Raw genomic sequence first — 11,773 nt, forward strand, 5'->3', positions numbered from 1 at the left:
GCGTTTTTCCCGATGCGCCCGGGCGGCCCCGGTGGCAGCGTCAGGGCACGCGGCCCGGCCTGCGGGCCTGCCCATGAGAGCCAGCCGTGCTGCTCTTGCAGGCAAGTCGGCCGCATCGATTTCTGATCTAATGTGTAAGCTTTTATTGTCCTATGTCAAATAAGTCCAGGCCTGGAACGGGTCACGGGGAAAGAGCATCATGATGTTTTTCTGGTGGGCGCTGCCGGCCCTGCTGGTACTGCTGGCCATCGCCAGCGGGCGAGCCAACACCACGCAGGCTGCCTTGCTGGGGCTGCTTGCGGCGTTGCCGGTGGCCTGGCTGACAGGCCCGTCAGCGGTTGGCGCGCCGGTGCTGGGCGAGGCGCTCTGGCGCGGGGTCTGGATCGGGGCGGTGATCGCGCCCTACATCCTGGGCGGCCTGCTGTTCTGGCAAGTGGCCGCGCGCGCGCCGCAGGTGGCGGCAACGCCGGCCGGCCCCGGCACGGAGGATCCGCTGGCACGGCGCCGCCTGGCGTTTTTCGCCTGTTTTCTGGTGGGGCCTTTCGCCGAATCGGCCACCGGGTTCGGGGTCGGCATGCTGGGTACGGTGGTGCTGCTGCGTCCGCTGGGCCTGGCCCCGAGACACCTGATGGTGTTTGCCTTGCTGAGCCAATCCCTGATTCCGTGGGGGGCCATGAGCAGCGGAACCATCCTGGCGGCGGCCTACGCGCGCCTGCCGCCGGCCGTGCTGGGTTTGTACACGCTGCTGCCGGCCGTCTTGCTGATGGGAGTCTGGTTGTGGCTGTTCTGGGCCACGGCGCGCGCAGCCGGTCTGCCGGGCACGGTCGGGCAGCGTCTTGAGGAGGCTGGCTGGGTGGCAGCCGGTCTGGGGCTGCTCGGTTTGAGCACCCATTTCCTGGGGCCCGAGACCGCTTTGCTGGCAGCCTACGGTCCCTTGATCGTATTGCGCTATCTGCGCGACCAGCGCCCGGACTGGCGTCAGGCCCGGGCCGCGGCCGCCCGCGCGGCGCCCTATGCCGCGCTGATCGGCGGCCTGGCGGTTTCGCGGCTCGCGCCCGGTGCGCGCGAGGCTTTGGGCAGTCTGGGCCGGGTGGCGCCCTTTGCGGATCTGCCTGCGTGGTCGCCGCTATATCATGCGGGTAGCTGGCTGGTGGTGGGCGCTTTGCTGACGGCTCTGTTGCGCAGGCAGACCGCATGGCTGGGACAGGAGTGCCGCCATGCCTGGCGCACCGGGCAGCATGCGGTGCTGGCAGTATTCCTGTTTGCCATGATGGCCGAAGTGTTGACCGTCTCGGGGATTTCAGGCGCGTTCGCGCAGTCGACGCTGCAGGCCTTTGGAGAGAAGGCCATCTTGCTGGCGCCGCCGGTATCCGGGCTGTTCGGAGTGCTGACCAATAGTGGCAACCCGGCCAACAGTCTGTTTCTGCCGTCTCATGTCACGCTGGCCCTGGAAGCCGGGCTGAGCGTACCCTTGGTGGCGGCGTTGCAGCACGCCAGCGGCACCTCGCTGGGTTTGTTTTCTCCGGTACGCATGTCGATTGCCGCCGGCCTGGCTGGCGGTCGCGGACAGGAGCGTCAGGTATACCGGGGCCTGCTGCCTTATGCGGCGATGGCCTTGCTGGTGCTGCTGGTGTTCGCCCTGTTCGTGATCAGCCCGGGCGCGGCGTCGGCGGTCTCTGCCGTGACCTCAAGGGGAATCTGATGGCGCTCGAAACCCTGGATCGCCCACTGCGGTATTTCCTGTGCATTGCCGAACTGGGCTCGCTGTCCAAGGCGGCCGACCTGCTCGACCAGACCCAGTCCAGCGTCAGCAAGCAGCTTGCCGGCCTGGAGGCGACCCTGGGGGCCCCGCTTTTCGTGCGCACCGGCCGCGGCGTGGTGCTTACCGAAATGGGAGCCCGGCTGCATGAAACCCTGCGGCCGCTGTATCGCGATATCGATGCCGCGATTGACGAGGCGCGCCGGCATAGCCATACCCACGGTACGGTCCGGCTGGCGAGCGTGCATACCCTCAGCTATTACTTCACGGCAGAGGTGGTGGCGCGTTTCGCCAGCGCGCACCCGCAAGTCAACCTCGCCCTGCTGGGACGCAGTTCACCCGACGTGGTGGCCCTGGTCGACAGCGGCAAAGCGGACCTGGGATTCGTCTATGACGTCGCCGTCGATGTGGGAACGGTGATTTCGGAGCCGTTATTCCAGAACGAGATGGCACTGGTGACCCGGCGCGACAAGCCGACCATGCCCGGCGCACCGCTGCGCCTGGTGGGGTTCCCGCCCAACTATGCCTTGCGGCGCATGCTGCATAGTTCCGGGATCGAGGCGACGTATGTGGCCGAGGCCGAAACGGTCGACACCATGCTGCAGCTGGTGGCCTCCGGCGTGGGAGACTGCATCCTGCCTTCGCGCATCCCGCCGCAGCGGCTGGCGGAGTACGCCTTGTGCCAGCAGCCGCTGGAGAGCCCGCCGCTGCGACGCTGGGTGGTGGCGATCCGCCGTGCCGATCGTCCCTTGCCGGCCCTGGCGCAACGCTTCCTGGCCTGCGCCATGCAGGTCGCCAGCGGCCTCAGACGTGACGAAAAGGAATAGCTGCTATGAGCGCCGGGTCATGGCTGGTTTTGACATAGGTCAACACAATACGGGGTGAAGGCTGGCAGCGCGCCGGCCCGGGATGCACAGAGGAGATTCCCGCATGAACACCCAGGCCTGTCCGCAGCGGCGCTTGCGCGCCGCGCCATCCTGTAGCCCCTGTCGGCCGCATCGGCCGCACAGCCTTTGAACGCGGGCATCAGACCCGCATGACGGCCCGGCCGTCCGTCCTCGCCGAGGCCGGATAGGGCGTCGGGCCCGACCCGAAGATACTCACTGGAGACAAACCATGACGCCCTTCAAACGCGTATGGATGGGGATGCTGTTTGCCGTAAGCAGCCTGGCTTGCGTGGCGCCGCAGGGTGCGCAGGCCGCCTATCCCGAAAAACCGATTCGTCTGCTGATTCCTTTTGGCGCGGGCGGCATCACCGACGTGGCCGGTCGCTTGATCGGCCAGCATCTGGGCGAGGCCCTGGGCCAGACCATCGTGATCGAGAACCGTCCCGGCGCAGGCGGTGCGATCGCTTCGCAGTTCCTGATGGGGGCGGCTCCGGATGGCTATACCCTGATGCTCGGCACGGTCGGCACCCAGGTGGTCAACAAGATGCTCTATCAGCGCCTGAACTACGAGCCGTCGGCCATGACGCCGATTTCCCTGTTGAGCAATTCGCCCTATGTCATGGCGATCAACGGGATCGATGGCGTGAAGGATCTGCCTGGGCTGGTGACCTATGCGCGCGCCAATCCCGGCAAACTGAACTTCGGCTCAGCGGGCAACGGCAGTTCGCCGCATCTGGGGCTGGAGCTGTTCAAGCTGGCCACCCAGACGGATATCGTCCATATCCCGTTCAAGAGCGGCGCCGAAGCCGTCAATGCAGCCATTGGCGGCCAGGTGCAGGGTGTGATCGACGCCTTGCCGGTTATTGCGCCGCAGGCCGCCAACGGCAGGCTGACGATGCTGGCCATTGCCGCTGCACAACGCAATGCCGCGCAACCGGAGCTGCGCACCAGCGTGGAGCAGGGGGTCGAGGGCTTCCAGATCGGTTCCTGGAATGCGCTGGTCGCGCCGCCGGGCATGCCTGCCGATCGTGTGCAGGTGGTCAGCGACGCCGTGGCCAAGGCAATGGCCCGGCCAGAACTGCTGGCGCGTCTGGCCGAGATGGGGATCGAACCGATGAAGACCGGCGTGCCCGCCTATCGCGATCATATCGCCGCCGAAACGGACAAATGGACCCGGGTCATTCAGGCCGCCGGGACACGACTGGATTGAGGAAGCTTGCCATGTTGATGCTCTATGACACCCGGCGTTCGGGCAATGCCTGGAAAGTGCGCCTGATGGCCGGTCTGCTGGGCGTGCCCCTGCAGCGGCAAAGCCTGTCCATCGACCGGGGCGACCTGGCGCAGGAGTCGTTCACCCGCATCGCGCCGCTGGGGCAGGTGCCCGTGTTGCGCCTGCCCGACGGCCAGCACCTGGCGGAGTCGGCCGCCATCCTGCAATACCTTGCCTGGGGCACCCCCTGGTGGCCCGAAGGCCGCGAAGCGCAGGCCCAGGTGTTGAGCTGGCTGTCCTTCGAGCAGGACCGGCACATGAAGCCGCTGGCGCAACTGCGCCTGCATCTGGCCCTGCACCAGCGTGGCAACCCGCAGGAGGAGCCCTTTGCGGGCTACGCCGTGGCTGCCCATGCCGCCTTGCGGATTCTGGAGGCACGCCTGCAGGCCCAGGGGCCGCAAGGCTGGGTCGCCAGCCAGCAGACGCCCACCATTGCCGATGTCGCGCTTTATCCGTATACGCGCATGGCGCCCATGGGCGGCATTGCCTTGCAAGACTATCCCGCCATTCTGGCGTGGCTGGGCCGTATCGAGCAGTTGCCTGGTTATGAACCGCTCTTTCCCGGCCAGCCGGACCGCAACCTTTCCACTGCAGAACATCCTTGAGGCTGACGATGACGCAACCCGATACCTTCCAATTGGACAAGGCCACCCTGGTGGCGCAATCCACCGCCCGCATGGACAAGCAGTTCAGCGAAAGCGCCTATACGCTGCGCCAGAAGCTGGCGCTGACCTGCCGCATCCTGTTCGACAACGGCCACGATTCCGGACTGGCCGGGCAGATCACCTGCCGCACCGACGCGCCGGGCCAGTTCTTCACCCAGCAACTTGGACTGGGCTTCGATGAGATCACCGCCGCCAACCTGCTGCGGGTCGACGAAGACCTGAACGTCCTGGACGGGCAAGGCATCCCCAACCCGGCCAACCGCTTTCACTCCTGGGTCTACCGCGCGCGACCGGACGTGAACTGCATCATCCACACTCATGCCTTGCATACGGCTGCCCTGGGTATGCTGGAGCAGCCGCTGGTGGTGTCGCACATGGACAATTGCGTGCTGTACGACGACGTGGCATTCGTCGCAAAATGGCCGGGCATTCCGGTGGGCAACGAAGAGGGCGAGCTGATCTCGGCGGCCCTGGGCGACAAGCGCGCGCTGATGCTGTCGCATCACGGCTTGCTGATCGCCGCCACCTCGGTGGAGGAGGCCTGCGTGCTGGCGCTGGCTTTCGAGCGCGCAGCGCGCATGCAGTTGCTGGCCAGCGGGGCCGGCACCATTCAGCCTATCGACCCGGCGCTCGGCAAAGAGGCGCATGACTGGATCCTGCGTCCGCGCCGCAACACCATCGCCTTCGAGTACTACGCGCGTCGCGCCTTGAAGCAGCCTCGCAATCACGATTGCCTGGACACGGGCAACTGAGCGCCCCGGCGCATTCGTCTTTTCTTTCTTCCCCGAGCCGGCGGCAACGCCGGTTTTTTTTCGTCTTGCCTGCCCATCGGGCAGGCGCGGCAATGCCGCCGTGAAGGCGCGTTTTCCCTGGGAAAACAGGGCGCGGTTATGGTATATTTTTGACCTAGGACAAAATGCATTTGTAGCACGCCCAGGCGCCGTGCCTGGGCGTGAGCAATGCGCCGTATCGCAACGAGGCCCAGCCGTGAGCACCGAAGATTTCCCGTCGTCGTCGACGCAGCCCTTGCATGATCTGCACAACCGTTGGCCGCAGGCCGAGAGCGTGGATGACTTTCGCCACAACCTGGCGGCGGTGCATGCACGGATCGCGGCGGCCTGCGCGCGCGTCGGCCGCGACCCGGCGGGCGTACGCCTGCTGCCGGTCAGCAAGACCAAGCCGGAAGCCAGTATCCGCCTGGCTCATGCGGCGGGATGTCTGCTGCTGGGCGAGAACAAGCCGCAGGAAGCCTATCGGAAATGGGAGAACCTGCAAGACCTGCCAGACCTGAAATGGTCGGTGATCGGTCACCTGCAGACCAATAAGGCCAAACTGGTGGCGCGCTGCGCCAGCGAGTTCCAGGCGCTGGACAGCCTGCGCGTTGCCGAGGCGCTGGAGCGCCGGCTGCAGGCCGAAGGCCGTGCGCTGGATGTGTTCGTGCAGGTCAACACGTCGGGAGAGGCCAGCAAGTACGGCTTGCATCCCGATGAGGTGGCGGACTTCCTGCGCCAGCTGCCGGCGTTCAGCGCCTTGCGCGTGCGTGGGCTGATGACGCTGGCCCTGTTCTCGGCCGAGGGCGAGCGGGTGCGTCAGTGTTTCGTATTGCTGCGCGAGCTGCGTGAGCGCCTGCGGCAAGAGGCGCCCGAGGGCGTGAGCCTGGACGAACTGTCCATGGGCATGTCGGGAGACTTCGAAATCGCCATCGAGGAAGGGGCGACCGTGGTGCGCGTGGGGCAGGCCATTTTCGGCGCGCGCGCCACGCCGGATAGTTTCTACTGGCCGACCGCCGACGGGGACGCCGCCGACAAATGAGCCGTCCAGCCGTATCGATGGCCAGCGGCGTGGGGTGTTCGCTGCTGGCCTCGTCGTTGTTCGCCCTGATGTATTACTACGCCAGCTGGCTGGCCCCGCTGGACAGTCTGCAGATCTATGGCTGGCGCATCGTCCTGAGCCTGCCTCTGCTGACTGCCGTGCTGATGGCCGCGGGGCAGGGCCGGCAGCTGCGCGCGCTGGCGCGCCGCCTGCGCAACGAGCCGCTCCTGTGGCTGGGCGCGCTGGCGTCGGCCTTTCTGCTGGGCGTGCAGTTGTGGCTGTTCATGTGGGCGCCCTTGCATGGGCACGCCCTCGATGTGTCGCTGGGCTACTTCCTGCTGCCCCTGATGCTGGTGCTGGCCGGTCGATGGTGCTTCGGGGAAAGGCTTTCGCCGTGGCGCAAGCTGGCCAGTGTTCTGGCCGGGCTGGGCGTTGCGTATGAAATCCTGCAGGCCGGCTATCTCTCCTGGCCCATGGCGCTGGTGGCGCTGGGGTTTCCGCCCTATTACCTGCTGCGCCGTCGCCTGGGCACCGATAACCTGGCCGGATTGTGGCTCGATCTGGCCCTGAGCCTGCCGGCGGCTTTGGCCGTCGTTGCGGGCGGCGGGTCCTGGGCGCTGCCGGAGCCGGTGCAGCTTGGCTTGCTGGCGGGCCTGGGCGTGATCAGCGCCACGGCGCTGCTGGCCATGATCGCGGCCAGCCAGCGCTTGCCGCTGGCCCTGTTCGGCTTGCTCGGTTATGTCGAGCCGTTGTTGCTCGTGGTAGTGGCATTATTGTTGGGTGAGCAGATCGAGGCGGCGCGTTGGCCGACCTATCTGGCCATCTGGGCGGCAGTCGGGGTCTTGTGCGCGGAGGCTGTCGCGCGTCTGTGGCAGGCCCGCTGGCCGCGATTGCCACGGGTCGGGACGGGCCCTGTTCTGGAACAATCCCAGCCTTGAGCCTGCTGTCCGTTTTTTGCCGTGGCGACGCGGCAATGGTTTTGTCGTCTTCATAAAGGTAGACCTTCATGGCTTCCGAGCAAGGATATCTCGCCACCGGGCGGCCTTTGCTGTTCGATGTGGTTTCGGTGCAGTCGCAAGTGGTGTACGGCCACGTCGGCAACAACGTGGCCGCGCCCGCCTTGCGCGCGCATGGCCTGAATGCCGCCGTCGTACCGACGGTGCTGTTCAGCAATACGCCGCACTATCCGAGCATGCATGGCGGTCCGATACCGGAAGAGTGGTTCGACGGCTACCTGGAAGATCTGGAGGCGCGCGGCGCGCTGGCGAGCCTGCGTGCGATCCTGGTGGGGTATCTGGGAAGCCCGGGCCAGGCCGTGGTCCTGGGCCGCTGGATCGAGCGCATGCGACAGGCGCATCCGCAGGTGCAGGTGGTGGTCGATCCGGTCATGGGCGACGATGACCACGGCCTGTATGTCGCCGATGGTCTGGCCCAGGCCAGCCGCGAATATGTCCTGCCGCAGGCCCATGGCCTGACGCCGAACAGTTTCGAGCTGGGCCTGCTCAGCGGCCGTGAGGTCGGGCGCATCGAGCAGGCGGTGGTCGCCGCACGCAGCCTGCTGAATGAGCGGCTGCAGTGGCTGGTCGTGACCAGCGCGGCGCAGGAAGATTGCCCGCCGGGCCATCTGCAATTGCTGGTGGTCACGCGCGACGATGCCCAGCTGTTGCGTCATCGGCGGGTGGAAACCACGCCCAAGGGCACGGGCGACCTGTTCAGCGCCGAGCTGAGCGCGCATCTGCTGGCTGGCGCCAGCCTGCCGCAGGCCGTCGAGCGCGCGACCCACTATCTGGTTCAGGCCCTGGCGGCCACCCGGGCTGCCGATAGCGCCGAGTTGCTGATGCCGGCGAGGCAGGATATCGCCGCGCCTGGCCCGGCTGACTGGTTGCTGGATCTGGGCTGAGACGGAACGGATATTGCCAGAACGGGGCGCCACGCGGATGGCGCCCCGTTTGCATTGGGGGGCGCGATCAGGCGCCCGCTTCAGGCATCGAGGGGGGCAGTTCGAGCGCGAACATGGCATCGCTGAGGGCCTGGCCGCAACGCACGGCGGCCCCCGGGCGCCACGCGGCGGCCAGCGGGCCGGCGGTGGCCGGCAGCAGCAGCACCACGCTGGAACCCATTTCGAAATGACCGATGTCGGCGCCGGCTGGCAGCCAGTGCGGCGCTTGCCCGGCTTGCGGGGCGCGCCACTGCCAGCGGCCATGCCGCAAGGCCCTTGGCAGGGCGTCGTCCCAGCGGGTAACGATGCTGCCCACCATCGCCGCGCCCACCAGCACCATCGCGAATTCGCCCCAGACAGGATGGCGGAAATGACAGACCCGCCGCTCGTTGCGGGCCAGCAGCCCGTCCACGCGTTGCACGATCTCCGGCCGCACCGAGAAGCGCCGTCCGGGCACGTGGCGCATGGCGACCAATTGGGCCGGGCAGGGCAGGTGCACGCGGTGGTAATCCCCCGGGCTCAGGTAGAGCGTGAGGAAATGCCCGCCTGACAGGCGTCGAGCGAGGCGGGCGTCGCCCAGCAGTTCCGCTGCGCTGTAGGTCTGCTGCTTGGCCTGGATGAGCTGCTCGCCATCGATATGTCCGCGCTGGCTGATGCGGCCATCCACCGGGCTGATGCAGTCGGCCTTGGCCGGCGGACGGGCCTGCGGGTGCAGCGCGCGGCTGAAGAAAGCGTTGAAGCTTGCATAGTCGCCGGGCTGGGTGAGGGCGGCTTCGCGCATGTCGATGCCATAACGCTTGATGAAAAGACGTATCAGCGGCTGCGCGATCCAGCGGCGCCGACTCGCACCCAGGCGGCCCGCGCAGCGGCTCACGAAGGTCAGGGGCGTCAGGCGTTGCAGGAGAACGGATAGCGACATCGGACAGTAGCTCTCAGGAATTATGGAAATGACATGGATCGTACTATAGAATGTCCTAGGACAAATAAACACACGGCCAGGATGGCTATGTCGGGCCATTGCGCCGAAGGACGCTGGATAACCATGGAATCTGCTCGCATCAATGACGCTTGGCGTACCGCATCGGCCAGCACGCCGCAGGGGGGCAGCCGGCCTTTCAACTTCGGCGCTGGCCCCGGGGCCTTGCCGCAGGCCGTGCTGGCCCAGGCGGCCGAGGAGATGCAGGATTGGCGCGGCTGTGGCATGGGCGTGATGGAGATGAGCCACCGCGGGCGCGACTTCATGACGATCTATGAGGAAGCCGTGGCAGGGCTGCGTCGTCTGCTGGCGGTGCCGCCGGAATTCCACATCCTGTTTCAGCAGGGCGGAGGTATCGGGCAGAACGCCATGGTGCCCCTGAACCTGGGGGCGGGCGGCGCTGCCGATTTCGTGCTCACCGGCAGCTGGAGCGAGAAATCCCATATCGAGGCCGGCAAGTATCTGGAGAGGGCTGGCGTGGCGGCATCGGCGCGCGCGAGCGGGTACTGCGGGATTCCCGCAGCGGCGCACTGGCAGCTTGACCCGCAGGCGGCCTATGTGCAGATATGCAGCAATGAAACCATACAAGGGGTGCAGTTCGACGAGCTGCCCGATCTGGCGGCGCTCGGATCGAGTGCGCCGCTGGTGGTGGATTGTTCTTCCGATATCGCGTCGCGCCCCATGGACTGGAGCCGTGTGGGCATGGCCTTCGCCGGTGCGCAGAAAAACCTCGGGCCGGCCGGCCTGACCGTGGTGTTCGTGCGCGATGACTTGCTTGGGCGGGCGCAGACCCTGTGTCCCGACGCGTTCAACTACAGCCTGGCGGCGCGCCATCAGTCGATGATCAACACCCCGCCGACCTGGGGCATCTACATCCTGGGCCTGATGGTGAGCTGGATCGCCAGCCAGCAGGAGGGGCAATGGCGTGGTCTGGCGGCCATGGAGCGACGCCATGCACGCCAGGCGCAGACCCTGTATGCCGCCATCGACGCCGGCAGCTGCTATCAGAACCGGGTCGATCGCGCGGCGCGCTCGCGCATGAATGTGCCCTTTTTCCTGACCGATGCCCGACGCGAAGGCGAGTTTCTGGCCGGGGCCGCCGAGCGCGGCCTGCTGCAGCTGAAAGGGCACGCCAGCGTGGGCGGGATGCGCGCCAGCCTGTACAACGCCATGAGCGATGCCGGCGTGCAGGCCCTGGTGGAATACCTGCGGGATTTCGAGCGGCGCACGGGCTAGCCCCCCTGCGCCGGCTGTGTGGCTATCCGGCCCCTGCATGCGATATGAAACGGGGCCGCTTTTTGCTTGGAACCATCGCCATCATGGATGACTCTTTTCTCAGCCCCCGCCTGCGGGGCCTGCAGCCTTACGTGCCGGGCGAACAGCCCCAGATCGAGGGGCTGGTCAAGCTCAACACCAACGAGAATGCCTATCCGCCATCGGCGCGGGTGCGCGCGGCCATCATCGAGGCCGCCAGCCACGGACTGGAACGCTACCCCGATCCCGAGTCCTGGGCCTTGCGGCGCGCCATCGCGCATCATCACGAGGTCGACCCGAGCCAGGTTTTCGTCGGCAATGGTTCTGACGAAGTGCTGGGGCACGCGTTCGCCGCGTTCTTCCAGCATGCTCCGGCGCGTCTGCTGCTGCCGGATGTGACCTATGGTTTTTATGCCGTGTACTGCCAGCTGTACGATATCCCCGCGCTGCCGGTGCCGGTGGATGCCGGGCTGCAGCTCGACGTGGAGGCCTTCGCGCAGGCGGCCGGGCAGCCGGAGGGTTGCGCCGGCATCGTGCTGGCTAATCCGAATGCGCCAACCGGGCAGGGGCTGGGGGCTGAGCAGTTGCGCACCCTGCTGGCGATAGCGCCCGCGCGTGTAGTGATGGTGGATGAGGCCTATGTGGACTTCGGCGGCGAAAGCGCCGTGGATCTGGTGGCCCAGCATCCCAATCTGCTGGTGGTGCAGACGCTCTCCAAGTCGCGCGCGCTGGCCGGACTGCGGGTCGGCTGGGCTGTGGGGCAGCCAGAGCTGATCGAGCTGCTGACCCGTGTGAAGAACAGTTTCAATGCCTATCCGTTGGGCTGGCTGGCCCAGCAGGGTGCGATCGCAGCACTGCAGGACCAGGCTCATTTCGAGCAGACTCGCCGCGCCGTCATGCGCACCCGCGAGCGCCTGGCCGAGGGCCTGCGCGAACGGGGCTTCGAGGTGTTGCCTTCATTGGCCAACTTCCTGTTTGCGCGCCACCCGGCCCGGGATGCCGGCGAGCTGGCGGCGCAACTGCGTCAGGCGAGGATTCTGGTGAGGCATTTCCGCCAGCCGCGCATCGCGCAGTACCTGCGCATCAGCATCGGCACGGATGCCCAGGCGGATTATCTGCTGCACGCGCTGGACGGCCTGCTGGCGCAGGCCGGCGGCACGGCGGACACCGCTTCCGGCTAGGCAGGCCTTTGCCGGCGGCCCGAAGGCGGC

At 66.9% G+C, this 11,773-nt stretch carries 11 protein-coding genes; 10 read left to right on the forward strand and 1 reads right to left on the reverse strand.

Annotated elements, in window-relative coordinates:
* Positions 1-199 precede the first annotated feature (199 nt).
* From A7V84_RS11795 to pdxK, 8 genes are all read left to right on the forward strand, one after another.
* Positions 200-1,702 carry an L-lactate permease gene (locus tag A7V84_RS11795; protein WP_063492134.1) on the forward strand — a complete coding sequence of 501 codons (1,503 nt, stop codon included), beginning with the start codon at positions 200-202 and terminating at the stop codon, positions 1,700-1,702.
* Positions 1,702-2,586 (forward strand): LysR family transcriptional regulator, encoded by an 885-nt coding sequence (locus A7V84_RS11800; protein WP_025517303.1) that lies wholly within the window; start codon positions 1,702-1,704, stop codon positions 2,584-2,586. The genes A7V84_RS11795 and A7V84_RS11800 overlap by 1 nt, the downstream gene beginning before the upstream one ends.
* A 289-nt stretch (positions 2,587-2,875) precedes the next feature.
* Entirely contained in the window at positions 2,876-3,856 is a 981-nt protein-coding gene (locus A7V84_RS11805; protein ID WP_231940013.1) for a Bug family tripartite tricarboxylate transporter substrate binding protein, read from the forward strand.
* 11 nt (positions 3,857-3,867) lie between these two features.
* On the forward strand, positions 3,868-4,521 hold the full coding sequence (locus A7V84_RS11810) for a glutathione S-transferase family protein (RefSeq protein ID WP_025517299.1): 654 nt from the start codon (positions 3,868-3,870) through the stop codon (positions 4,519-4,521).
* 8 nt (positions 4,522-4,529) lie between these two features.
* Entirely contained in the window at positions 4,530-5,333 is an 804-nt protein-coding gene (locus A7V84_RS11815; RefSeq protein ID WP_025517298.1) for an aldolase, read from the forward strand.
* 235 nt (positions 5,334-5,568) lie between these two features.
* The gene (locus A7V84_RS11820; RefSeq protein WP_063492135.1) at positions 5,569-6,393 is read left to right on the forward strand and encodes a YggS family pyridoxal phosphate-dependent enzyme; all 825 of its coding nucleotides are present in this window, start codon (positions 5,569-5,571) and stop codon (positions 6,391-6,393) included.
* Positions 6,390-7,331: an EamA family transporter RarD gene (rarD, locus tag A7V84_RS11825; protein ID WP_231886730.1), complete on the forward strand. Its 942-nt coding sequence runs from the start codon at positions 6,390-6,392 to the stop codon at positions 7,329-7,331. Before A7V84_RS11820 ends, rarD begins: the two co-directional genes overlap by 4 nt.
* Positions 7,332-7,399: 68 nt before the next feature.
* Positions 7,400-8,293, forward strand: coding sequence for a pyridoxine/pyridoxal/pyridoxamine kinase (pdxK, locus tag A7V84_RS11830; protein WP_052125578.1), 894 nt, complete (start codon positions 7,400-7,402; stop codon positions 8,291-8,293).
* Between the two features lie 67 nt (positions 8,294-8,360).
* Here the strand turns inward: pdxK and asd are convergent, their stop codons facing one another.
* Entirely contained in the window at positions 8,361-9,251 is an 891-nt protein-coding gene (gene asd, locus A7V84_RS11835) for an archaetidylserine decarboxylase (protein ID WP_063940000.1), read from the reverse strand.
* Positions 9,252-9,374: 123 nt separating this feature from the next.
* Between asd and serC the strand changes: the two genes are divergently transcribed.
* Both serC and hisC read left to right on the forward strand, forming a co-directional pair.
* The gene (gene serC, locus A7V84_RS11840) at positions 9,375-10,544 is read left to right on the forward strand and encodes a 3-phosphoserine/phosphohydroxythreonine transaminase (RefSeq protein ID WP_082833015.1); all 1,170 of its coding nucleotides are present in this window, start codon (positions 9,375-9,377) and stop codon (positions 10,542-10,544) included.
* A gap of 83 nt (positions 10,545-10,627) precedes the next feature.
* Entirely contained in the window at positions 10,628-11,743 is a 1,116-nt protein-coding gene (gene hisC / locus A7V84_RS11845; RefSeq protein WP_063492610.1) for a histidinol-phosphate transaminase, read from the forward strand.
* The last annotated feature ends 30 nt before the right edge of the window (positions 11,744-11,773 follow it).

The organism is Bordetella trematum (genome assembly GCF_900078335.1).
In the GTDB taxonomy this organism is placed as follows: domain Bacteria; phylum Pseudomonadota; class Gammaproteobacteria; order Burkholderiales; family Burkholderiaceae_B; genus Bordetella; species Bordetella trematum.